Source organism: Lysinibacillus xylanilyticus (assembly GCF_001708185.1).
GTDB classification, from domain to species: Bacteria; Bacillota; Bacilli; order Bacillales_A; family Planococcaceae; genus Lysinibacillus; species Lysinibacillus xylanilyticus_A.
Genome location: NZ_MDDN01000002.1, coordinates 475,002 through 499,031, shown reverse-complemented (window position 1 = coordinate 499,031; position 24,030 = coordinate 475,002). Strand labels below are relative to the sequence as shown.

20 protein-coding genes, 1 riboswitch and 1 other annotated feature are annotated in these 24,030 nt (G+C 38.2%); of the genes, 17 read left to right on the top strand and 3 right to left on the bottom strand.

Features of this window, described 5'->3' with window-relative positions:
- Nucleotides 1-235: 235 nt before the first annotated feature.
- A complete protein-coding gene (locus BFJ97_RS07105) occupies nt 236-2,203 on the top strand; it encodes a methyl-accepting chemotaxis protein (RefSeq protein ID WP_083226940.1) in 1,968 nt (655 codons plus the stop codon).
- A 207-nt stretch (nt 2,204-2,410) separates the two neighbouring features.
- On the opposite strand, the gene rnhC is transcribed toward BFJ97_RS07105, so the two are convergent.
- The gene (gene rnhC, locus BFJ97_RS07100; RefSeq protein ID WP_068983931.1) at nt 2,411-3,337 is read right to left on the bottom strand and encodes a ribonuclease HIII; all 927 of its coding nucleotides are present in this window, start codon (nt 3,335-3,337) and stop codon (nt 2,411-2,413) included.
- 134 nt (nt 3,338-3,471) lie between these two features.
- Here rnhC and zapA point away from each other — a divergent pair, with 134 nt between their 5' ends.
- The 6 genes from zapA (at nt 3,472) to BFJ97_RS07070 (ending at nt 9,281) form a co-directional block, all read left to right on the top strand.
- Nucleotides 3,472-3,732 carry a cell division protein ZapA gene (gene zapA, locus BFJ97_RS07095; protein WP_068983930.1) on the top strand — a complete coding sequence of 87 codons (261 nt, stop codon included), beginning with the start codon at nt 3,472-3,474 and terminating at the stop codon, nt 3,730-3,732.
- Nucleotides 3,733-3,737: 5 nt separating this feature from the next.
- Entirely contained in the window at nt 3,738-4,277 is a 540-nt protein-coding gene (locus BFJ97_RS07090; RefSeq protein WP_068983929.1) for a CvpA family protein, read from the top strand.
- Between the two features lie 59 nt (nt 4,278-4,336).
- Nucleotides 4,337-6,046, top strand: a complete 1,710-nt coding sequence (gene polX, locus BFJ97_RS07085) for a DNA polymerase/3'-5' exonuclease PolX (RefSeq protein ID WP_083226939.1) — start codon at nt 4,337-4,339, stop codon at nt 6,044-6,046.
- Between the two features lie 18 nt (nt 6,047-6,064).
- Nucleotides 6,065-8,431, top strand: a complete 2,367-nt coding sequence (locus tag BFJ97_RS07080) for an endonuclease MutS2 (RefSeq protein ID WP_068983928.1) — start codon at nt 6,065-6,067, stop codon at nt 8,429-8,431.
- A gap of 21 nt (nt 8,432-8,452) precedes the next feature.
- Nucleotides 8,453-8,866: a DUF350 domain-containing protein gene (locus tag BFJ97_RS07075; protein ID WP_068983927.1), complete on the top strand. Its 414-nt coding sequence runs from the start codon at nt 8,453-8,455 to the stop codon at nt 8,864-8,866.
- A gap of 223 nt (nt 8,867-9,089) precedes the next feature.
- Complete coding sequence (locus tag BFJ97_RS07070) at nt 9,090-9,281, top strand: hypothetical protein (RefSeq protein WP_068983926.1); 192 nt, start codon at nt 9,090-9,092, stop codon at nt 9,279-9,281.
- 59 nt (nt 9,282-9,340) lie between these two features.
- Here BFJ97_RS07070 and BFJ97_RS24015 read toward each other — a convergent pair whose 3' ends face one another.
- Nucleotides 9,341-9,520, bottom strand: coding sequence for a hypothetical protein (locus BFJ97_RS24015; protein WP_139114390.1), 180 nt, complete (start codon nt 9,518-9,520; stop codon nt 9,341-9,343).
- A gap of 367 nt (nt 9,521-9,887) precedes the next feature.
- Here BFJ97_RS24015 and BFJ97_RS07065 point away from each other — a divergent pair, with 367 nt between their 5' ends.
- The 10 genes from BFJ97_RS07065 (at nt 9,888) to BFJ97_RS07020 (ending at nt 22,926) form a co-directional block, all read left to right on the top strand.
- Entirely contained in the window at nt 9,888-11,579 is a 1,692-nt protein-coding gene (locus BFJ97_RS07065; RefSeq protein WP_068983925.1) for an AMP-binding protein, read from the top strand.
- 207 nt (nt 11,580-11,786) lie between these two features.
- Nucleotides 11,787-12,368, top strand: coding sequence for a TetR/AcrR family transcriptional regulator (locus BFJ97_RS07060; protein ID WP_068984085.1), 582 nt, complete (start codon nt 11,787-11,789; stop codon nt 12,366-12,368).
- A 14-nt stretch (nt 12,369-12,382) separates the two neighbouring features.
- Entirely contained in the window at nt 12,383-13,156 is a 774-nt protein-coding gene (locus BFJ97_RS07055; RefSeq protein WP_068983924.1) for an enoyl-CoA hydratase, read from the top strand.
- A gap of 117 nt (nt 13,157-13,273) precedes the next feature.
- Nucleotides 13,274-14,047: an electron transfer flavoprotein subunit beta/FixA family protein gene (locus tag BFJ97_RS07050; protein WP_068983923.1), complete on the top strand. Its 774-nt coding sequence runs from the start codon at nt 13,274-13,276 to the stop codon at nt 14,045-14,047.
- Nucleotides 14,048-14,098: 51 nt separating this feature from the next.
- Nucleotides 14,099-15,076 carry an electron transfer flavoprotein subunit alpha/FixB family protein gene (locus BFJ97_RS07045; RefSeq protein ID WP_068983922.1) on the top strand — a complete coding sequence of 326 codons (978 nt, stop codon included), beginning with the start codon at nt 14,099-14,101 and terminating at the stop codon, nt 15,074-15,076.
- 227 nt (nt 15,077-15,303) lie between these two features.
- Nucleotides 15,304-15,537 (top strand) — a binding site (T-box leader).
- A 180-nt stretch (nt 15,538-15,717) separates the two neighbouring features.
- Entirely contained in the window at nt 15,718-17,061 is a 1,344-nt protein-coding gene (locus BFJ97_RS07040; protein ID WP_068983921.1) for an amino acid permease, read from the top strand.
- A 138-nt stretch (nt 17,062-17,199) separates the two neighbouring features.
- Nucleotides 17,200-17,511 carry a thioredoxin gene (gene trxA / locus BFJ97_RS07035; RefSeq protein WP_004226420.1) on the top strand — a complete coding sequence of 104 codons (312 nt, stop codon included), beginning with the start codon at nt 17,200-17,202 and terminating at the stop codon, nt 17,509-17,511.
- A 481-nt stretch (nt 17,512-17,992) separates the two neighbouring features.
- Nucleotides 17,993-19,780: an excinuclease ABC subunit UvrC gene (uvrC, locus tag BFJ97_RS07030; protein ID WP_068983920.1), complete on the top strand. Its 1,788-nt coding sequence runs from the start codon at nt 17,993-17,995 to the stop codon at nt 19,778-19,780.
- 238 nt (nt 19,781-20,018) lie between these two features.
- Nucleotides 20,019-20,197, top strand: a riboswitch (Lysine riboswitch).
- A gap of 114 nt (nt 20,198-20,311) precedes the next feature.
- Nucleotides 20,312-21,538 carry an aspartate kinase gene (locus tag BFJ97_RS07025; protein ID WP_068983919.1) on the top strand — a complete coding sequence of 409 codons (1,227 nt, stop codon included), beginning with the start codon at nt 20,312-20,314 and terminating at the stop codon, nt 21,536-21,538.
- Between the two features lie 131 nt (nt 21,539-21,669).
- Complete coding sequence (locus BFJ97_RS07020) at nt 21,670-22,926, top strand: methyl-accepting chemotaxis protein (protein ID WP_068983918.1); 1,257 nt, start codon at nt 21,670-21,672, stop codon at nt 22,924-22,926.
- 465 nt (nt 22,927-23,391) lie between these two features.
- Here the strand turns inward: BFJ97_RS07020 and BFJ97_RS07010 are convergent, their stop codons facing one another.
- Nucleotides 23,392-23,826: a YslB family protein gene (locus BFJ97_RS07010; protein ID WP_068983916.1), complete on the bottom strand. Its 435-nt coding sequence runs from the start codon at nt 23,824-23,826 to the stop codon at nt 23,392-23,394.
- Nucleotides 23,827-24,030 lie beyond the last annotated feature (204 nt).

Genomic DNA, 24,030 nt, shown 5'->3' with positions numbered 1-24,030 from the left:
CGTAATGAGGCAGCTTTTGTTTAATTGGGTAACTTCATAAATCTATTACATAGATAATCCGAACTAAAGTATGAATGAAAGAGGGCACGAGAGAGTAGATATTCTTCGTGTTTTTCTATATTTGTTTTGATAATTGCTAGAAATAACAAAAAAATGATAATTATTATTTAATTATTATTTATTTTGTGTATAGTAGAACTTGGATAGAAAATTTTACTACGGGGTGATAGTTATTTTGAAAAATCATCGAAAGCAAAGAAGCCTTTCCGTAAGAACACGATTAATATGGGCGTTCACATTAATACTTTTAATCCCTAGCATTGCTATTGGTACGTTTTCATATATGAAGGCGTCCGACCAATATCAACAGGAGTTAAGTAATAGCTCACGCAAAAATGTAAAATTATTAAATACATTAATTTCAGATGAGATATCACCTATACTTAGCGATACGGAGTATTTAGCTAATTTTTTTAATAAGAATGTGCAAGATGCAGAAGCTTTAAAGGAATTAGAAAAATATAATGCATTACATAGCAATGTTTCTGTTGTTAATTTAGCGATTGAAGGGCATAAATTTTTACGTGAGCCATACGTTAAACCTACAGCAGATTATAATCCATTTACCCGACCATGGTACTTAAAGGCTATAGAATCGCCAGGCAAGGGAGTAATGGTTGATCCTTATAAATCAACTATTACAGGGGAATTAATACTAGCAGTTTCAGCTGGATTACAGGATCAGTCAGGAGTTATTTCTATTGGCCTAAATTTAGAGGGAATTTCCGATCTTGTGAAAACAGTGGAAATTGGTGATAATGGCTATGCCTCATTAGTAAATGCCAATAATCTTATTATTGCCGATCCACAGGCAGAGGTAGGATCAGAGCTCAAAAAGTCCTATATAGAAAAGATGCAAGGAAAAGAAGAGGGTAGCTTTTTCATTGAGGAAGATGGAAAAGAGTATCAAGTATTCTTCACTACCAATAAACTAACAGGTTGGAAAATTATTGGCACAATGGATTTAGCAGATGTAGCAACTGTCACAAAACCAATATTAATAAACACAATAACGGTTATTGTCATAGCTCTTATCATATTTGGAATCATTGGTGCTGTCATTATTAGAACAATCATTCGACCTCTAAATGAGCTGTCTACAGTAGCTGAGCAGGTAGGGAATGGTGATTTGCGCAATCTCATCGAAGTTAAAACACAAGATGAGATAGGTAAGTTGGCGAATATATTCAATAAAATGATTCAATCCTTACGTGAAGTAGTTGGTAACATTGGTGAGGAATCCAATCAGTTGGCTGCATCATCGGAGCAACTGACTGCAAGTACTACAGAAAATAAACGAGCTACATCGCAAATCGTTGATTCCATTCAAACATTTGCCGAGACGGTTGATATACAAGCAGAAACTATTAATGACAGTAACAGTTCTGTACTAGAAATGTCATCATCCATTCAGCGTATTTCGGTAAAAGCAGATGCTGTTAATGAGATGTCAAATAAAGCTATGGATGCTGTTTTGAGTGGTGATGAGACTATTCAAACGGCCGTTCAACAAATGACTATGATTCAAAATACTGTACTAACCCTTGAAAAGACAGTGCAAACATTAGACAAGCGTTCTCACGAAATTGAAGACATTGTGGAGGCCATCACTCAAATTGCTGAACAAACTAACTTATTAGCTTTAAACGCAGCAATTGAAGCTGCCCGTGCGGGTGAGCAAGGTAAAGGCTTTGCAGTAGTCGCTGACGAAGTGCGAAAGCTAGCTGAACAATCTGCACAGTCTACACTACAAATTAAGGAAATTATTTCAAGGATTCAAGCAGATACAGAACTGGCTGTTGAATCAATGGCTGCAGGTTCAGCTGAGGTCGTGAAGGGTATTGATGTAACAAATATGGCAGGAAAGTCGTTTGAAGAGATTCGTACGAATGTACAAAGTGTAACCTATGAAATAGGACAAATTTCGGAGGCATCTAAAGTCATTTCTCAACATGCCAAGCAAGTAGCAATGGGGATTGAAACGGTGCTTGAGCAAACAAATGAAAATACAGCAAGTGCACAAAATATTTCCGCTGCAACAGAGGAACAGCTTGCATCTATGGAAGAAATTGCAGCATCAGCTGAAGCGCTTGCTGACATGTCTGAAAATCTTCAACGGACGATTCAACAGTTTAAATATTAAGCTAGAACAAAGACTTCAAAAATGATCATAATAAATTTTTGATACAAAGAATTTCGCTAACTACAGTCGAGGGCAAGTCGTATAAACTTGTAATCAGCTGGAGTATAGCGAAATTTTTTTATATAAGATCAGATTTATCTCAAATTAACTGCTCGTAAAAGTAAGACAAATAATCAGTGGAGAATAAAAGAAAACTTTAAATTTTTTTTATTTCATTTTCCTCGCTTTTTCTGTATTAGCAAAATGCCATTTCGTAACAGATCGTAAAAATTCTTCACCTTGCCCACGCCAAATACGTGCTGCTAATGCATCTACCTTTGCTGAAGCTCCCTTCAATAACTCAATACCGGCAACCTCACTTAGTCGGTCCATTTCTTTTAAAAATGCCGCACGAGCTAATATCGATGCGGTTGCTACTGAAACATGTAATTGTTCAGCTTTCGTAGAAAATAGAACATCATCTCGAACAATTTCTCGCTCATTTTTTAAGTAATTGTAATAGACACCACGTTCAGCAAACTGATCGATCAGAATATGTTCAGGTTTTTCGGGTGCCATTTTTGACAGTGCATTTTTAAGTGCCTTATTGTGCATCATAGCCTTCATTTTACCTTGAGAGTAGCCTCGGGATTGTAATTCGTTATATTTTTCATTGCGTAGTACTAGCACACTGTGAACACAAGCGGCACGCAAATCGGGAGCTATTTTACGCATATAATCATCAGTTAACATTTTTGAGTCCTTGACACCTAGTTCGTTTACTAGCTCAATTTTTGATGCAGGCACATATACTGCGGCAACTGTAATTGGACCAAAATAATCACCAGTACCAGTTTCATCTGAGCCTAACACCGACATCGAAGCAAAGCCATCTGGCAGAACATCACCCTTTGCTCCGATTGCGGATGATTTCTGTGTATTTGTTATTTCGATGTTTCCCCAACGTGCAGCTTCACGCTCAGCCCCTCCCCCTTGGAACATTAATTTACCTGATTTATACATCGTAATTGCGGTATCTGGGAGCTTTGCGGCAAAGATTACACCAGGTGCTTTACGTTCCACGAAATTGTTTGCATAGAAAGACATCACCTCTTTTTGTAAATTTGCTGATAATAAAAGTACAATATTTGACATTTAATCGTTCCTTTCTGTCCTCATTGTTCACAATTTTATACCTTTCATGGTATGATAATAAATAGCTTTTTTGTGTGATACTGCTCACAATCAAAAAAATTGTGTGCACAAAGACTTTAAAGGAGGGTGCGACTATGGAAAATCAAGAAAAGAATAAAATTTCTGTGGAAATTTATGGTCATACATATAAAATGGTCGGTTCTGAATCCATTGGACATATGCGACTTGTCGCTTCGATTGTTGATGACCGTATGCGCGAAATGAATGTACATAATCCCTCACTTGATAGCACAAAGCTTGCCGTTCTGACAGCAGTAAATACCGTTCATGATTATTTACTATTAAAAGAACAAATAGAGCAACTAGAAGAAGAATTGAAAAAATTAAAGGGTTGAAGTGAATGTTAGATTTAATCATATTAGTGGTGCTATTTGCCGGGCTCATCGTTGGAGCAAAACGTGGTTTCATCGTACAGATGATGCACATCGTTAGCTTTGTAGTTGCCCTAATTGTTGCGTATATTTATTATAAACCATTAGCACAAAAATTTGTGTTTTGGGTACCGTATCCAGGTGTAACAGATTCAGGTGGTCTTGGGATAGCGATCGATAGCCTGGATGTAGACCGTACTTTTTACCGAGTCATTGCCTTTGCTGTTATTTTCTTTGCGGTGAAAATTACATTGCAAATTGTTGCATCGATCTTTGATTTTATAGCGTATTTACCTGTGTTAGGCACAGTGAATCGTTGGCTTGGAGCATTGTTTGGCATAATTGAAAACTATTTAATTATGTTTATTTTGCTATACATCCTTGCTTTATTGCCGGTTGATGGTATCCAAAGTCTAATGTCGAAGTCGTTGTTAAGTGGTCTCATTTTGGAGCATACACCAATTATTACAAATATGTTCCAAGACTGGTGGTATATTTATATGCAATAGCAAACTGTGCACTTCTCTCGGTTTTGAGGGAAGTGTTTTTACGATAGGAGGAATTCTGAGTGAACAAAAAAACAATTATTCGCACACTTGAAAAAATTGCATTGTATATGGAATTACAAGGGGAAAATCCATTCAAAGTGTCTGCCTTTCGAAAAGCAGCTGCTGCACTTGAAGGAGATGAGCGCTCGTTAAGCGAGATGGAGGATGTAACAAAGCTTAAAGGCATTGGTAAAGGAACAGCTGCTGTTATTGAGGATTTAATGACAACTGGGGAATCAAGCCTACTAAAAGAATTAGAGGAAATTGTACCAAAAGGGTTGCTCCCATTATTAAAACTTCCAGGCTTAGGCGGTAAAAAAATAGCCAAGCTTCATCAAGAGTTAGGCATTGATTCTGCGGAAAGTTTAAAGGCTGCTTGTGAGTCATGCAAAGTTCGTGAACTAGCAGGCTTTGCAGCAAAAACCGAAGAAAAAATATTAAAAGAGCTTGCAAATTTAGCAAATCGTTCAGAACGGTTACCGATTTGGCAGCTAGAACCTGTCGTTTTACAAATTGAAGCACTTCTAAGTAGTATGGAAGAAGTGGAACGTTTTTCTGTTGCTGGAAGCTTCCGCCGTGCTGCAGAAACAAGTAAAGATATTGATTTTATTGTTGTCACTGAAGCAGTTGAAGCTGTACGTGAAAAATTACTGAATGAGCTTTCTATCCAAGAGGTAGTGGCAGCTGGTGATACAAAGATTTCAGTTATTTTAGATCTAGAAGAGCCAGTGAGCGTAGATTTTCGATTAGTGAAAGATGCTGAATATGCAACAGCCTTACATCATTTCACAGGCTCGAAAGATCACAATGTTCGTATGCGCCAAATTGCTAAAGCCCGTGGTGAAAAGATTAGTGAATATGGCGTAGAGCAAGCAGATGGTACTGTATTGACATTTAAGGATGAAGAGCAATTTTTTGCGCATTTTGATTTACCATTTATCCCGCCTAGCTTGCGCACAGGTACAACAGAATTTGACAAAACGCAAGACATTAAAGGTCTAGTAAAACTAGAGGATATTATTGCAGATTTGCATATGCATACGACATGGTCTGATGGTGCGTACTCTGTAGCGGAAATGGGCGAGGCATTGATAGAGCGAGGCTATCAATATAGCGTTATTACTGACCATTCACAATTTTTAAAAGTAGCGAACGGCTTAACACCAGAGCGTTTAAAAAAGCAACGAGCTGAAATAGAGGCATTTAATGAAACGCATGCAGATTTTCATTTATATGCAGGGACAGAAATGGATATTTTGCCAGATGGTTCTCTCGATTTTGAAGATGAAGTGCTAAGAGAATTAGATTTTGTCATTGCCTCCATTCACTCTAGCTTTACACAATCGCAGGACAAAATTATGACGCGTCTACTTACGGCGATGCAAAATCCTTATGTTCATATGATTGCACATCCAACTGGTCGCATTATTGAGGATCGTAATGGCTATAATCCTGATATGGAGCAATTAATTACTTGGGCAAAGGAATATGGTAAAATTTTAGAGTTAAATGCGAATCCATATCGTCTTGATTTATGTGTTGAGCATTTAGAAATGGCTTTAGCTGCTGGGGTGCCCGTAGCAATCAATACAGATGCACATGATATTGCTCATTTACGCTTTATGGATATTGGGGTGCGCTACGCAAACAGAGCATGGTTGAAAAAGGATATGATTGTGAATACATGGACGCGAGAACAATTTGAAGCGTTTATTCGACGAAATAAATAGGTTGAGGAGGTGTTCTCAGTGATTGCAGAACGCGCATTGAAAACACTAGAATATGATAAAGTACGTCAGCAAGTGGCTACATACTGCACTTCATCAATAGGCAAATCAGCCATTGATGAGCTTGTACCACAAACAGACTATGAAAAAGTTGTACAATTATTAGAAGAAATGGATGAAGGACTATCTATTTTACGTGTAAAAGGCAATGTGCCGATGGGTGGTATTTTTGATGTACGACCAGCTGCGAGACGTGCACAAATTGGTGGTATGCTTTCAGCGATGGAATTAATGGAAGTTTCAAGTACAATTCGAGCTAGTAGAATTCTTCGCAACTTTATTGAAGATATCGAATCAGAAGAAGTGATTGAGATTCCTCATTTCATCGCCAAAAAGGATTCCATGCCTGTCTTAACAGGTTTGCAGCATGAAATTAATAACTGTATTGATGATAACGGCTCAGTGCTAGACTCAGCAAGCCAAACTTTGCGTTCAATTCGCCAATCTTTGCGCGCTGAGGAGGCTAAAGTTCGTTCTAAGCTTGAAAGCCTTACACGTGGGAGCAATGCTTCAAAAATGCTCTCAGATACACTTGTAACGATTCGTAATGATCGCTTTGTTATCCCAGTTAAGCAGGAGTATCGTCATCATTATGGTGGAATTGTGCATGACCAATCATCTTCTGGTCAAACATTATTCATCGAGCCAGATTCAGTTGTACAAGCGAATAATGAAATTCATCGATTAAAAATGAAGGAACAAGCTGAGGTTGAACGCATCTTACTTACTTTAAGTGCAATGGTAGAGGAAGTAGCTCCTGATTTATTTAACTTAGTAAAAGTACTAGGTGAAATAGACGTCATTTTAGCAAAAGGCAAGTACGGTCAAGTGAACAAATGTACAATGCCTAAAATGAATAACGATGGCTATATTCGACTTGTGCGTGCACGTCATCCACTTTTACCGATCGAAACTGCAGTTGCCAATGATATTGAATTTGGGAAAGACATTACGGCCGTTGTAATTACAGGACCAAACACTGGTGGTAAAACGGTGACATTAAAAACAGTTGGACTGTGTACATTAATGGCACAGGCAGGGTTACCAGTGCCTGCACTTGATGGTTCAGAGCTAGCCGTTTTCAAGCAGCTTTTTGCGGATATTGGAGATGAACAGTCCATTGAGCAATCACTGTCAACATTCTCATCCCATATGGTCAATATTGTAGACATCTTACAAAAGTTTGATCACGAGTCACTAGTACTATTTGATGAATTAGGGGCTGGGACTGATCCTCAGGAAGGGGCAGCTCTTGCCATCTCCATTTTAGATGAAGTACATGATAGAGGCGCCCGTGTTATGGCGACGACGCATTATCCTGAGCTAAAAGCATACGGCTATAATCGTCCGGGGGTTGCCAATGCAAGTGTGGAGTTTGATATTGAAACATTGAGTCCAACATATCGTCTACTTATCGGTGTACCAGGTCGCTCGAATGCATTTGAAATTTCAAGTCGCCTTGGCTTACCAGAGTCGATTATTGACCGCGCAAAAAGCTTTACAGGCACAGATCGCCATGAGGTAGAGTCAATGATTGCTTCACTTGAAGCGACTCGTCGCCAGTCTGAAGATGATGCAGAACGCTCTCGTGAATTACTGATGGAGTCTGAAGACCTACGCAAAGAGCTGCAAGAAAAAGTACTTGCATACGAAGAACGCAAAGAAGCACTCGATAAAAAAGCGAAAGAAAAAGCTCGTAAAATTGTTGATGAAGCAAAAAAAGAAGCAGAATCAATTATTGCGGATCTTCGGGAAATGCGCAAAAATGCAGACCAAGTTGTCAAGGAGCATGAGCTTATCGAAGCTCGTAAACGATTGGAAGAAGCTACACCGCTTGAAAACAATAAAGTGCTGAAAAAAGCGGCACAAGTAAAGGCCCGCGCACAAAACTTAGTTGTCGGAGACGAGGTAAAGGTGTTAAGCTATGGTCAACGGGGTACATTGCTTGAAAAAGTCTCGAATTCCGAATGGGTTGTCCAAATGGGTATTTTGAAAATGAAAATCTCGGATAGTGATTTAGAGTACATTAAACCAGAAAAGGAACCTGTGCAACGTATTGCAGGTGTAAAAAACCGCAATAGCCAAGTAAAATTAGAATTAGATTTACGCGGCGAGCGATTTGAAGATGCCATTATACGTACAGAAAAATATATTGATGATGCCTTACTTGCAAATTATGGGCGTGTGTCAATTATTCACGGTGTCGGTACAGGCGCATTACGTCAAGGAATTCAAAACTATTTGAAAAAGCATAAGCGTGTAAAATCCTTCCGTTTTGGTGAAGCCGGTGAGGGGGGCTTCGGCGTCACGGTTGTGGAATTGAAATAAGCTGTAAAGGGGACGGAGAAAATGCTGAATTCTAACTTTTGGCGATATCCAATTATCGAAACGGCAGGATATTTTAGTGTAGTTGTTTTATGTTTAGTCGTCTCGATGGCATTATTCGAAGTCGTTACGAAATATAAAAATTGGGAAGAAATTAAAAATGGTAATATTGCTGTAGCGCTTGCAACAGGTGGGAAAATACTAGGGATTTGTAATATTTTTCGTTTTTCCATTGCGCGCCATAGTAATTTAAGTGAAATGATTGGCTGGGGTCTTTTTGGTTTTATATTACTTATTGTGGCGTATTTCTTATTTGAATTTATGACACCACGTTTTAATGTTGATCAAGAAATCGCAAATGATAATCGTTCAGTCGGCTTCATATCCTTTACTATTTCAGTCGGTCTATCGTTTGTTATTGGGGCAAGTATTGCATAGGAGTGTAATGACATGGAAAAATTAGCAAAAATACTAATCGTTGTCTGCATCGCATTTTTGGCAGTCGGTGTCTACTATATGATGACCATTTAAGTAAGAAAACGCATCCTTTGGAGAGGATGCGTTTTTTTATATCTGATGGGTAAAGAGAAGAGCTGTCCGGGTATCTAGCGACGGAAAGAAGCCAGGGCGACGGAAAGAAGAGTCAAAGCGACGGAAAGAAGTGTCAAAGCGACGGAAAGAAGTGTCAAAGCGACGGAAAGAGGCCAGGGCGACGGATCGAAAAGCTAAAGCGACGGAAAGAAGAGCCAAAACGACGGAAAGAAGTGTCAGAACGACGGAAAGAGGAGTCAAAGCGACGGATCGAAAAGCTAAAGCGACGGAAAGAGGCCAGGACGACGGATCGAAAAGCTAAAGCGACGGAAAGAAGTATCGGAACGACGGAAGGAAGAGCCAAAGCGACGGAAAGAAGTGTCAGAGCGACGGAAAGAGGCCAGGGCGACGGATCGAAAAGCTAAAGCGACGGAAAGAAGTGTCAGAACGACGGAAGGAAGAGCCAAAACGACGGAAAGAAGTGTCAGAGCAACGGAAAAGAGTGAAGAACTGCTCTGGCCCAGAGAAAAATTGCTCAGGTTGAGTGTGTAATCGCTCCAATAGATAAAAGACTACAATCCCCTCGAAAAAATCAAGTTACATCTCATCTGCAAATCAAAAGCATCGCAAAATACTACCAAAGTCTATTAATATTCTTTCATCTAGCTGAAAAGTAATCATTCAAAAATTATTTTTGGAATATAAGAATATTACCTCAATCTTTTGTATGAAAAAAGAAAGAATGAATGAGTGTTCATAAAGGTTGTAAATCTAAAAACCTAAGAAACACAGTTATATAAATGTTGTAAAATGCATAATAATTAATCGGAAATGCATTTATTTTCTATTTTAAGTTTGAAACTATATTTCTTTTTCATTATAATTAAAATAAGTATTTATAAAGTTTGGGACAAAGGGGAGTGAACGTATGACAACAAAACCATGGCTGAAAAATTATCCTGAAGAAGTACCATCGTCTTTAACGTTTGAGGAAATTCCTGTGCAAGAATTTTTGACACGTGCCTATAAAAAGAATCCATCCAAAGTGGCGATTCATTTTATGGGTAGGGATTTGACGTACACAGAGCTATATGAGTCTGCTCTAAGATTCGCAAACTATTTACAAGCTCTTGGGGTAGAAAAGGGAGACCGTGTGGCTATTATGCTGCCAAACTCACCGCAAAGTGTAATCGCTTACTACGGAGCAATGTACGCTGGAGCGATTGTTGTGCAAACAAATCCACTTTATACTGAGCGTGAACTTCAATATCAAATGGCTGATTCAGGTGCGAAAGTTATTTTATTGATGGATATTTTATATCCTCGCGTCATGAAAATCATAAAGGAAACTGCACTTGAAAATGTAATTGTCACTGCCATTAAAGATTATTTACCATTTCCCAAAAATTTAGTTTATCCGTTTATTCAAAAAAAGCAGTACGGTTTTAGTGTAAAGGTTGAACATAGTGGTCAAAATCATCTATTTACAGAAATTATGCGTTCTACGCCAATCAAAATGATGGATATTCCATTTGATTTTGAAGAAGATATTGCGTTGCTGCAATATACAGGGGGAACTACAGGCTTTCCTAAGGGTGTTATGTTAACTCATAAAAATTTAATTGCCAATACAACAATGTGTGATGCATGGATGTATAAATGCGCACATGGTGAGGAAACCATTATGGGCATACTACCATTCTTCCATGTCTATGGTATGACGACCGTTATGTTATTATCTGTTGTTACGCAAAATAAAATGGTGCTTTTACCAAAGTTTGATGTAGAAACAGCGTTGAAAACGATTGAAAAGCAAAAACCAACACTTTTCCCAGGTGCACCGACTTTATATATTGGTTTATTAAATCATCCGGATATTACAAAGTACGATTTATCGTCCATTAAAGCATGCTTAAGTGGCTCCGCTTCACTGCCAGTAGAGGTGCAGGAGAAATTTGAAGCGGTAACAGGAGGAAAGCTGGTTGAAGGATATGGATTAACAGAAACTTCTCCTGTTACACATGGTACGCCTATTTGGGGTAAACGAGTTATCGGATCAATTGGTGTACCTTGGCCTAATACGGAAGCGGTAATTTTACGTACTGGGGATACAGAGGCGCTTCCAGTCGGAGAGGTTGGGGAAATAGCTGTAAAAGGGCCACAAATTATGAAGGGCTATTGGAATCGGCCAGAAGATACGGCAGCAGCGTTCGTAGATGGATGGTTTTTAACTGGAGATTTGGGCTATATGGATGAAGAAGGATTTTTCTATGTCGTTGATCGTAAAAAAGATTTGATTATCGCAGGTGGTTTTAATATTTACCCTCGTGAGGTAGAGGAAGTACTATATGAACGAGAGGAAATCCAAGAATGTATAGTTGCTGGTATACCGGATCCATATCGAGGAGAAACAGTAAAAGCTTATATTGTTTTAAAAGAAGGATATTCGATTACAGAAGACGAATTAAATAAATATTGCCGACAACACTTGGCTGCTTTCAAAGTTCCACGCTATTATGAGTTTAGAGATGAACTACCGAAAACAGCAGTTGGGAAAATTTTGCGTCGAGCTTTAGTGGATGAAGAAAAAACGAAATTGGCGAATAAAGAAGCAAAATAAAGACGTGATAAAGTATTGACAAGTAAAGTTGTAAAATATAATATGAAAATATGAATGAATGACCATTCATATTTTCATATTTTTTTTAGGTTAACACGTCACATTCTTCAAAGTCATTAGTGAAACAATTTTGAGATTGCTAGTATGAACATAGTGATTGAGCATGAATGTTTACGTACGCAAGTTTTTTTAGGTGGTGATATAAAGGTGAAACGTGATAAGCCAAAATATAAGCAAATTATTGATGCAGCTGTCATCGTTATTGCAGAGAATGGGTATCACCAAGCACAAGTATCGAAGATTGCCAAACAGGCAGGGGTGGCCGATGGAACAATCTATTTATATTTTAAAAATAAAGAAGATATATTAATTTCTGTCTTTAATGAAAAAATGGCTGTTTTTGTAGAGTCATTACAAGATATAATAGAAAATGGAAGTACGTCTAAAGACAAACTTTCACGAATGATAGAAAATCATTTTAATGTTCTAGCAACAGATCGATACCTAGCAACCGTCACACAATTGGAACTACGACAATCGAACAAAGATTTACGATTAAAGATCAATTCGGTGTTAAGAGAGTATTTACAATTACTAGATCAAATTTTAATCGACGGTATGCTTTCAGGTGAGTTCCATCCAACGGTGGATGTACGATTGGCACGTCAAATGGTATTTGGAACAATTGACGAAACCATTACGTCATGGGTTATGAATGACTATCGATATGATTTGATAGAACAGGTTCCAAAGGTTCAGGCATTAATCCTGAACGGCATTAAAGCTTAAAAGGATGTGGAGAAATGGAATTTCTAAGTTGGAAAGTAGAAGATGGAGTAGCAATTATTACGATTGCACGTCCGCCAGCAAACGCATTATCCCGCGGAATCATTACCGAAGTAAATGCTGTGCTAGATGCCGTAGAAAACGATGACACTGTACGTGTCCTTGTACTTCATGGCGAAGGCCGTTTCTTCTCAGCAGGGGCAGACATTAAGGAATTTACAGAAGTTGAATCTGGGGATGAATTTACGAAGCTAGCGAGCAATGGTCAGCAAGTTTTTGAGCGAGTGGAATCGTTCTCTAAACCTATTATTGCTGCAATTCATGGTGCAGCATTAGGCGGGGGACTTGAACTAGCGATGAGTTGTCATCTGCGCTTTGTGACAGAAACTGCGAAATTAGGGCTACCTGAATTACAATTAGGTCTAATTCCAGGTTTCGGGGGTACACAACGTCTACCACGATACGTAGGGGTTGCAAAAGCTGCAGAAATGATGTTTACAAGTGAGCCGATTTCTGGTGCAGAAGCTGTGCAATGGGGGTTAGCGAATCGTGCATTTGCAGATGAAGCATTACTTGAAGAAACGCTAAAGGTAGCAAAAAAAATTGCGAAGAAGAGCCCGGTTGCTTTAAAAGCAGCTATTCAAACATTGCAATATGCTAAGCATGCTTCGTTTTATGAAGGTATTGATGCTGAAGCAAAATCCTTTGGTACGGTATTCGTAACGGAAGATGCTAAAGAGGGAATTCAAGCATTTATTGAAAAACGCGAGCCTGTGTTTACTGGCAAATAATATTCCATCAGTGTCGATAGCGACTTGAAAGAGTGTTATCGACGTTATCGACACTGAAAATATATAATATTTATAAGTTTACTTAGAAATAAAAAACGTTTCAGGAGGTATGGATATATGAATATTTTTGCATTAATTAAACGTACGTTTGATACAGAAGAAAAAATCGTTGTGTCGGGTGGTAAAATCCAAGAAGATGGTGCAGAATTCATCATCAACCCTTACGATGAATATGCAATTGAAGAGGCAATTCAAGTACGTGACGCTGCTGGCGGTAAAGTAACAGTTGTTACGATTGGTGGCGAAGATGCAGAAAAGCAACTACGTACAGCGCTTGCAATGGGAGCAGACGAGGCGGTTCTGATTAATACAGAAGATGATTTAGATGAATTAGATCAAAACGCAGCTGCATATATTTTAGCTGAATATTTAAAAGATAAAGATCCTGATTTAATTTTAACAGGAAACGTTGCCATTGACGGAGGTTCTGGTCAAGTAGGTCCACGTGTTGCAGATTTACTAGGCATTAACTATGTAACGACAATTACTAAGCTTGAAATTGACGGAACATCTGCGAAAATTGTACGCGACATCGAAGGTGATTCGGAAGTGATCGAAACATCTTTACCACTTTTAGTAACAGCTCAACAAGGTTTAAACGAGCCACGTTACCCATCTTTACCAGGTATCATGAAAGCGAAGAAGAAGCCGCTTGCAGAGCTTGAATTAGATGATTTAGATATCGATGAAGATGATGTAGAAATTAAGGTAGAAACGGTTGATATTTTCTTACCAGCTCAAAAGGCAGCAGGTCGTGTTCTTGAAGGCGAACTTTCTGCTCAAGTAAAAGAGCTAGTAAACCTACTTCATACAGAGGCTAAAGTAGTTTAAGTCATCTGAAAATGCAAATCGAATCTTAAAGGGTAACGGAGGGAATATACTATGTCAAAAAAAGTATTAGTATTAGGTGAAGTTCGTGAAGGAAGCTTACGTAATGTTTCTTTCGAAGCAATTGCAGCTGCAAAGCAAATCGCAGATGGTGGTGAGGTTGTTGGTGTACTTTTAGGCGATGCTGTGGCAGGTTTAACAGGTCCATTATTTGAATATGGTGCTGATCGTGTTGTAACTGTGGAACATCCACATTTAAAACAATATACATCTGATGGTTATGGTCAAGCTTTAGCAGCAGTAATTGAGGAAGAAAAGCCAACTGGTATCGTATTTGGTCATACTGCAAACGGTAAAGATTTATCGCCAAAAATTGCAAGTAAATTACAAGCAGGTCTTGTATCGGATATAACGTCTATTGAAGGTGCAGGTGATGATGTTGTATTCATCCGTCCAATTTATTCTGGTAAAGCTTTTGAAAAAGTTAAAGTAAAAGACGGCTTGGTTTTAGCTTCAATTCGTCCAAATAATATTGCACCATTAGAAAAAGTAGTTGGTAAATCAGGAGACGTAACTTCTATTGCTGTGGATATTACAAACCTTCGTACAATCATTAAAGAGGTAGTACGTAAATCTTCAGAGGGTGTAGATCTATCAGAGGCAAAAGTAGTTGTAGCAGGTGGTCGTGGTGTAAAATCAGAAGAAGGTTTTGAGCCATTAAAAGAGCTTGCAGATTTACTTGGTGGTGCAGTTGGTGCTTCACGTGGTGCATGTGATGCTGAATATTGTGACTACTCACTTCAAATTGGTCAAACAGGTAAGGTAGTAACACCAGACCTTTACATTGCAGCGGGTATTTCTGGAGCAATTCAGCACTTAGCTGGTATGTCAAACTCAAAAGTAATCGTTGCGATTAATAAAGATCCAGAGGCAAATATTTTCAAAGTTGCAGACTACGGTATCGTTGGTGATTTATTTGAGGTAGTGCCTCTTCTAATTGAAGAATTTAAAGCGTTAAAAGTAAATGCATAATTAAATTATCTTTATTCAGCAAATTTGCTGAATGAAGATAAAGCCTCCAGCGGATGTAATTACGCCAAGGCGAAATTGATATTAGTGCGGGGAAGATGTATCTTCTCCGCTTTTTTTGTGTTCGAATTTTTCGAGTTTTTAAAGTTATTGCAAAATAAAATATTGACAGAGTTAATTTTAGACCGTATAGTGATCTATAATATTTAAATTTTTCGAAAATAATGTTTTGAAACGCAAAGATTAGGAGTAGTAAAAGTTCATTATTTGGTGAAGAGAGCTGCGGGATGGTGCAACGCAGTCCAATAAGACTTTGAACTTGCCTAGGAGTGGTAAGATAAGTGGAATTAACAGATTATTCTATTTACTTGACGATTAACCTTCGTTACAAGGTTTTTAAGTAGGGTTTTTATAGAACCAATTAGAGTGGTACCGCGGTTTGCTTATGGCATATCGTCTCTTCTTTCATTTGATAATGAAGGAACAGATGATATGCCTTTTTTGTTTTCGTTTAGGCTAAAGTGCTACATCCTCGAGGTCACTTCAATCCCTCAGGCAAAAGTGGAAGAGTGCTTGCTTTTTCCAGCGCTTGTCGGATGTAAACAAGCGCTTTAGTATATTTGTTCATTTTAGGAGGTAAGGAAATGGAAAAGGATAATCAGAAATTACAGAGAACAATGACCTCACGACATATTACGATGATGGCTTTAGGTGGTGCCATTGGTGCAGGGTTATTTAAAGGGAGCAGTGCAGCCATTGATATGGCAGGGCCATCCGTACTTTTAGCGTACTTAATAGGTGGTATTATTCTGTTATTTGTTATGCAAGGACTAGCAGAAATGGCAGTCCGTAATAGCGAGGCTAGAACATTTAGAGATTTAGTTCAAAACATTTTAGGGAAGTACCCAGCTTATTTCCTAGATTGGATTTATTGGAAAATGTGGGTTTTGAATATTGCGGCAGAATCCATAGTTGCGGCCATTTTTATTCAATATTGGTTGCCAGATTACCCAATTTGGATACTTGCATTATCCGTTTCGGTGTTAGTTACAGCCATTAACTTGTTATCAGTGAAGGTTTTTGCTGAAACTGAATATTGGCTGGCGTTAATTAAAATTACCGTTATTGTGGTGTTCATCATAGCCGGACTAATTTTATTACTTGTTACTTTTGGTAATCATACGGCTGTTGGTTTTTCTAATTTAACGGAGCACGGTGGTTTCTTCCCGAATGGATCAACGGGGTTAATTGCTGCAATGCTTGTCGTTATTTATTCTTACGGTGGCACTGAAATTATTGGTATTACATTAGCCGAAACGAAAAATCCTGAAAAAGTAGTGCCAAAAGCTGTTCGTAGTACATTAGTACGTATTGTGACTTTCTATATACTGCCTTTCTTTATTATCGTTAGCTTGATTCCCTGGAATGAAGTTAATGGGGTACCAGAAAGTCCATTTGTGATGGTGTTTAAAATGATTGGGATTCCTGGTGCTGACCATATTATGAACGGTGTTGTTTTACTTGCCATTATTTCATCAATGAATTCGGGACTTTACGGTTCATCACGCATTTTGTATACACAAGCTGTGGACGGGCGTGTTCCTAAAATCTTTGCACATTTATCAAAAAGAAAAGTTCCAGTATATGCTATACTGATGTGTACTTTAGCTTTATATATGGGCGTAATCATTTCTTTATTTGTGGGAAGCAAAGCTTTTGATTACCTAATGGGTTCACTTGGATACACGGTGTTATTTATTTGGTTAATTATTGCAATTGCGCATTTGAAATCGCGTAAAAAACAGCCAGAAAAAACAAGTGCTTATGCAGTGAAATGGTTCCCTTATACAACTTGGATCGCTATTATTGCGTTAAGTGCAATTCTGATTGGTATTATTTTTACAACATCTATTATCGTAACAGGCATTACATTAGCTATTTATCTTTTTATTACGTTAACTTATGTGTATAAAGGTCGTTTTCAATAAAAATAGCTAATTAGCAAATCAACCTAATACCTTTTTCGACCTAATTTTTCATAAATTATGCATACTAGGCAGATTGTTCGCTCTAGCGAATTTATCCATGCTATACTACAAGCATAGTAAGTTTAAGGAGGATTTCAAATGGCAATTGTACATGCAACAGATGCAACTTTCCAAGATGATATTAAAGAAGGGTTAGTGCTAGTAGACTTCTGGGCTGCTTGGTGCGGACCTTGTAAAATGATTGGGCCAGTTCTTGAAGAAATGGATGCTGCAGGTAGTGCGGCTAAAATCGTAAAAGTAGATGTAGATAACAACCAAGGTACTGCAGCGCAATACCAAATTATGTCTATTCCATCATTACTATTATTCAAAGATGGCGAATTAGTAGACAAAACTGTTGGTTTCCAACCAAAAGAAGCGTTAGAAGCATTTATCGCAAAACATGCTTAACTTCTTTCAGCACAAGTCTCCCACCTCTACAGATGGGAGATGAATGCGAATTTAACCTCTTTTCAGGGGTGTCCAAACACCCGCTGAAATAGAGGAACTCAGTCTAAGAACGCCACGTCCTGTAGCGACGACTGAGTGACCAACATCACGTTGGCCCAAAGCCTCCGGCAGATGTTACGGAATCGGAAAGGAGTTAATAAAGGATGTTAGCCTAAAATCATCGCATCCATGCGATAACGGCTAACTGACCTGCATCGGAAAAAACGCCACGTCCTGTGGCATTACCGAAATGACCGCCATCGTGTCGGCCCTCACGCAGGCCTAAGCTCAAAGCCGATTCCGGACGCAATTATGCCGAGGCATAATGATCCTGTAAAAAAAGAAAAGTCGAGCCATCTATAGATGTGCTCGGCTTTTTTTCGTTATATAATAAAGAGAAAAAGCGAACGCTAGTTTTAACAAAAAGGAGGGCAGGTAGGCGATGAATGATTTAATTAAACGAAAGCTTGAAATTTTACCAGATCAGCCTGGCTGCTATTTGATGAAGGATCGGCAAGGAATCATTATTTATGTTGGGAAAGCCAAAGTGCTGAAAAATCGAGTACGCTCGTATTTTACTGGTACGCATGAAGGGAAAACACAGAGACTTGTAAGCGAAATAGAAGATTTTGAGTACATTGTGACATCCTCCAATATAGAAGCTTTAATTTTAGAGCTTAATCTTATTAAACTACATGATCCGAAATACAATATTATGCTGACGGATGATAAAACGTATCCGTATCTTAAAATTACAAATGAAAAACATCCACGTCTTATTACGACGCGAAAAGTGAAAAAGGATAAGGCGAAATACTTTGGCCCATACCCAAATGCCTATGCAGCTAGTGAAACGAAAAAGCTACTGGATCGTTTATATCCGCTTCGAAAATGTGTGCAACTTCCTTCCAAGGTTTGTTTGTATTATCACATGGGACAATGCCTAGCACCTTGCGTGAAAGATATTGATGCCCAAATTTACCACGATATGATTGAGGATATGACGAAATTTTTAAATGGTGGTGTTGAGGCAGTCAAAAAGGAGCTCGAGGAAAAGATGCTTGAAGCTGCAGAAAATTTAGAGTTTGAGCGTGCAAAAGAGTTTCGTGATCAAATTGCTCATATAGACACTGTTATGCAAAAGCAAAAAATCGTCTCAAGTGATACTACGAACCGCGATGTATTTGGTTATGCAGTCGAGAAGGGCTGGATGTGTGTGCAAGTTTTCTTTGTTCGTCAAGGAAAGCTCATTGAACGAGATGTCTCGATTTTCCCAATTTATCAAGAGGCAGAAGAGGAATTTTTAACGTTCGTTGGCCGATTTTATGACAAATTAGAACACATTAAGCCGAAGGAGATTTTTATCCCACAATCTATTGATGCGGATATTTTAACGGAATTACTTGATGTTCGAGTGCTAACACCAAAACGTGGGCAAAAAAAAGAACTTGTAGAATTAGCGATTAAAAATGCTGAAATTGCTGTAGCAGCAAAGTTCCAACTTATTGAACGTCAGGAAGAGCGAACAATAGGCGCATGTGAGGCACTCGGTGAAGCGATGGGTATTTCAACGCCTTTACGAATTGAAGCTTTTGATAATAGTCATATGCATGGAACAGATGCAGTATCTGCAATGGTTGTATTTATCGATGGAAAACCAGCAAAGAAGGAGTACCGAAAGTACAAAACACGCACAGCTGCCAAACATGATGATTACGGAGCAATGCAAGAAGTAATACGACGTCGTTACACACGAGTGTTAAAAGAAGGTTTACCTTTGCCGGATTTAGTACTAATTGATGGTGGGAAGGGGCAAATGGAAGTCGCACGAGAAGTATTAGAAGATGAACTTGGCCTAGTCATTCCAATTGCCGGATTAGCAAAAGATGAAAAGCATAATACGTCACAGCTTTTATTTGGTGACCCACCTGAAGTAATTGCGTTAAAGCGCACAAGTGATGGATTCTATTTACTGCAACGTATTCAGGACGAAGTACACCGCTTCGCCATTACCTTCTTACGACAGCAGCACGAGAAGCATGCCATTCAATCTGTTCTCGATCATATAGAGGGTGTTGGTCCAAAGCGAAAACAGCAATTACTTAAGCATTTTGGCTCTGTCAAAAAAATTCGTGAGGCAAGTGAGTTGGCGTTACAAGAAGCCGGTATGCCTGCTAATCTAGCTAGCAATATTTACGCCTATTTTCATTCAGCAGATAGTTCTTTGTAGCGAAAGCAAAGCGTCAGCTACAGAAGACTCCCATCTCTGAAGGTGGTGAAATGAATGCAGATGGAATTCCTTTTCAACAAGAGTCATTGTCAAAGGATTATTCATATGCTAAGGTTGTAAATAACATTGATCTAAAATAGCAATGTTATATACGACTCCTTAGCTTATTGTAGATGTTTCAAATGTATAAACTACAAATTTTTTTCGCTAAGGCAAAATTAAATACATTCACTATTTAAGTGATGATAGAGGTGCGAGGTTCAAGAGTAGTACATTAGAGGACGAACAAGTCCAGTGACAATGTATGAAAGGGAAGCTTGCCGAAGTGGAGCATCGTTGTTTCCGATGCTGTGCTGGTTTTGCATTTAATAAATGTAAAACTGTCGATTCTAAACGTTTCGGAGAGCTATCTCACATGCGCAAGTAACTATTATTGTACATGTTATAGGCAGCTTTCACGTTATGTGAGGGCTGCCTTTTTTAGTTTTCTAGAGACAGCGAAATGATTGAATACGAAGGAGAATGATCTGTATGGCGAGAATTGTGATGAAATTCGGTAGTGCTGCATTAGCATCGACAAAGCATATTCAAGATGTTGCGAAAAGGGCGATAGCTGAAAAGGAAAGAGGCTATGATGTTGTCGTTGTAACTGCGGGAATGAGGAGTATGGCGAAAGAATTAGCAGAGATGGCTTGTGATTTATCAGATAGTGCGTCTAAGCGTGAACTAGATGTACTACTTTCAACAAACTCACAACTATCAAGTGCGTTAGTTGCGATTGCTTTGCAGGAAGAAGGATATCATGCAGTGTCATTAACGGGTTGGCAGGCAGGTATTCAAACTGATGATATGTATTTCAATGCGCGTATCGATGATATTGATGTTAGTCGAATAGCAGAGCATTTTGCACAAGGACAAATCGTAATCGTTGCGGGGGAACAAGGTATTGATTATTCACAGAATATTACGACGCTTGGTAAAGGCGGAGCGGAAACGACGGCTGTAGCTATCGCGGCGGCATTGGAAGCGGAGCGCGTAGATATTTACACGAATGTGGAAGGAGTCTATACAGCTGATCCAAGTCATGTTGTTAGGGCACAAAAGCTAAAAGAAATTTCCTATGACGAAATGCTTGAGCTATCAAATTTAGGATCACAAATTTTACACCCGCGAGCTATAGAGTTAGCAAAGAAATTTCAAATCCCAGTTATTATTCGGTCGAGCGTAGTAGATACAGTAGGTACTTTATTGAAGGAGGAAGTTGAAATGGAGAAAAATTTAATAGTTCGTGGTGTTGCTTATGAGTCAGATGTTATTCGTTTAACGGTTGGTTATGATGCTTATTCTGATGCTTCGTTAGCAGATATGTTCACAATACTTGCAAAAAATCGCATAAACGTCGATATCATTGTACAAGCCATAATAGATGGCTTAAAGCCGACTGTATCGTTTACCATTTTAAAAGAGGAGTTTGCAGAAGCATTACGTGTCTTAGAAGATAGTAAATTATCATTAGGATTTAGTTTTGCTGATTTTGAAATCGGCTTAGCAAAAGTCTCAATAGTTGGCTCAGGTATGGCATCTAATCCAGGCGTTGCTGCTCGTATGTTTGATCGTTTGCGTCGTGAAGGTATCCCAGTAAAAATGGTAAGTACATCTGAAATAAAAGTATCTGTTGTTGTACCTCAGGACGAAATGATTCGTGCAGCAAATGCATTACACGATGAATTCAATTTAGAACATGCACTTTACGTATAATAATGAATGGGATGTGTCAATAAAAGGCACATCCTATTTTTTCTTTATATTAATTTAATATTTTATCTATTGATATTATTGTATAGTAAAATGTAATTATATGTTTTAACAAGGAAAAGGTGGAGGTTTCTATGGCATTATTAGGTTTATTTCAAAAGCCAATTGAAAGCGTTGAGATACACAACGATTCCGAAATACAAATATTAAAAAAGCGAATTCAGGAATTGGAACTTGAGCAAGAAAGCATCGATGTGAGAAATGCGATTTTGGACTTTGTACTTGCACATGTGGAGTTAATTAATTGTCAAACGGCTTTAAAGGTTCAAAGTGTCTCAACAAATGTAGTAGATATTTCAGCAATGGCTGAAGAAATGTCATCCAATTCAGAAGAGATACTTGCGGTTGAGCAAAATGTTAATGCAAATATTCAAGAAATAAAACAGCATTCGTTATTACTTGTAGAGGAAATGGAATCATCTATTATAAAAGGTGAAATGGTTCAGGAGCTGTTAGCTAAAGGAGCTCATTCAACAAAACAGCTGGACAATGAAATGATTAAAATGAATGATATTAGTAAAAGTGTTACAGGGATTGCCGATCAAACACAATTACTAGCCTTAAATGCCTCTATTGAAGCTGCACGTGCAGGTGAGCAAGGGAAGGGCTTCAATGTTGTCGCGATGGAGGTAGGAAAGTTAGCTAATAGCTCGAAAGATTCATTGCAAGAAATGACGAAGATTCGATCAATCATCGATAAGCAATTACATAATACATTAAAAAATATTGAACAAGTCGAACATTACTTCACTGATTTTTTAAGTATCATGAAAGGTAATATTGCTAATTTGACAGTAACAAGTAAAAATATTGAAGAAGTAGCACATGGAATTCATCAAATAACAACTGTATCAGAAGAAAATGTAGTAGCTGTAGATCGTTTAGCTATAACAATGACAGAATTATCACATACAAGTGACTTCTCGGAAATAATACAGAATCAAGTATTTGAAATGTTACATGTTATTGCACCGACAATTCAAAAGCCCTCAGAGCAAACGGTAATCAGCCAATTGTCAGCAAGATTAATGGATCATGCTAGTTTTTTGCGAAATGCTATTCAAAAGGCAGGACATAAAGAAGCGTTAAAAACGCATCATCAATGTGCGTTTGGGAAATGGTATTATGGACATTTTGAGCAATATCAGAATTTACCAGAGTTTCGTCGTATAGAACAACCTCATGAATTAGTACATACGGCTGCTCAAAAATTAGTTAATGAGTTGTCAATTATTAATTTAGAGGAAACGATTCAACATTCACTTAATATTTTGGAAGCATTTATGTCGTTAATAGATGTACTTTTAAAAGAAAGACATGCTCAACTATAAAGTAAAACTTTAATTAGTGGTTTTTTTCTTTCCAACTGATTATTAGTCTTCATCAATCGGGCTTGAAAAACTATTATGTCAATGAAATTAAGGTGTCCTTTTAAATTAAGTTGAATGTTGTAAAGCTTTAGATGAAGGTGGCTCCCGTTCCAGGCTACTCATCATAAATTGAACAGAAAAGACTTATAACAGTGACAAGATTGTACACCTGTTACCGCTGACACTCCGCTTTCACCCAGAAAACAGATGTTGCTTAAGTTTTGTTTTATCACTATATGCCAGAAGATACATACTATTGTGAAGTGGTTGAATGGAGTGGAGGCTGGACGCTCCTTGGGGATCAGCAATAAGAGGAACGAAGGCTAAAACCAGCCGAATAGCCATACAAAGATTTCCTTGAGCATTTTGTTTTTCAACTAGAAAAGGATTGTCATCCATCAATTTGGAACGACAATCCTTTTCGTTTTATTCTGTTGGAACGGTGTTCATGATTCGCTCTTTAACGTCCCATTTTACTGTAAACATAACGTGCTGTTGCTTTTCACGCTTTTCATCATAGCATTCAGTTAAATAACCTTTTGCTTGCTGGATTTGTTCAGCTATAAATCCTGCTTCAAGTCTAAAGCTACGTAAACCGATTTGTAACAGTGTTGGATCATTTGTCAGTTGGAAGATACGTCCATCCTTCGATTCTTTCATAAGCTCTAAATTACCCCAACAGGCATCTGCGAAAAATGCGATAAGTTCATCTTGACTTTTACATGGAAACTTTCGAGCAAGCTCTTTTCCTGCCCAATAAAGGACGTCATCTTCATGTTTGCCAAGAATGGTAGATAGAATATGATCGCGGATTATCTCATAACCAAATGATGAGATTGTAGGAGATGAAGTGTTTAACATTGAAATCCTTCTTTCTTAGAATTTTCTTAAAATTTGACGTTAATAAAGTAAAGGTAGTTTTTTCGAGAAAAAACGATGCACCAAGTACTAGATTGTTTCTTTAATAAGGGCTGCGAAAAACGTCGAGTTGCCTTGACGCTCGTAGCTCTTGAGAGTACAATAAACATGTCATAATATTGTACCATGATGAAATACACAGTCAAT

Excerpts from the sequence above, each read along its gene's own strand:
- rnhC (WP_068983931.1), bottom strand. The coding sequence starts at position 3,337 with ATGTCAAATATTGTACTTTTATTATCAGCAAATTTACAAAAAGAGGTG.
- zapA (WP_068983930.1), top strand. The coding sequence starts at position 3,472 with ATGGAAAATCAAGAAAAGAATAAAATTTCTGTGGAAATTTATGGTCAT.
- BFJ97_RS07090 (WP_068983929.1), top strand. The coding sequence starts at position 3,738 with ATGTTAGATTTAATCATATTAGTGGTGCTATTTGCCGGGCTCATCGTT.
- BFJ97_RS07075 (WP_068983927.1), top strand. The coding sequence starts at position 8,453 with ATGCTGAATTCTAACTTTTGGCGATATCCAATTATCGAAACGGCAGGA.
- BFJ97_RS07065 (WP_068983925.1), top strand. The coding sequence starts at position 9,888 with ATGACAACAAAACCATGGCTGAAAAATTATCCTGAAGAAGTACCATCG.
- BFJ97_RS07055 (WP_068983924.1), top strand. The coding sequence starts at position 12,383 with ATGGAATTTCTAAGTTGGAAAGTAGAAGATGGAGTAGCAATTATTACG.
- BFJ97_RS07050 (WP_068983923.1), top strand. The coding sequence starts at position 13,274 with ATGAATATTTTTGCATTAATTAAACGTACGTTTGATACAGAAGAAAAA.
- BFJ97_RS07045 (WP_068983922.1), top strand. The coding sequence starts at position 14,099 with ATGTCAAAAAAAGTATTAGTATTAGGTGAAGTTCGTGAAGGAAGCTTA.
- BFJ97_RS07040 (WP_068983921.1), top strand. The coding sequence starts at position 15,718 with ATGGAAAAGGATAATCAGAAATTACAGAGAACAATGACCTCACGACAT.
- trxA (WP_004226420.1), top strand. The coding sequence starts at position 17,200 with ATGGCAATTGTACATGCAACAGATGCAACTTTCCAAGATGATATTAAA.
- uvrC (WP_068983920.1), top strand. The coding sequence starts at position 17,993 with ATGAATGATTTAATTAAACGAAAGCTTGAAATTTTACCAGATCAGCCT.
- BFJ97_RS07025 (WP_068983919.1), top strand. The coding sequence starts at position 20,312 with ATGGCGAGAATTGTGATGAAATTCGGTAGTGCTGCATTAGCATCGACA.
- BFJ97_RS07020 (WP_068983918.1), top strand. The coding sequence starts at position 21,670 with ATGGCATTATTAGGTTTATTTCAAAAGCCAATTGAAAGCGTTGAGATA.
- BFJ97_RS07010 (WP_068983916.1), bottom strand. The coding sequence starts at position 23,826 with ATGTTAAACACTTCATCTCCTACAATCTCATCATTTGGTTATGAGATA.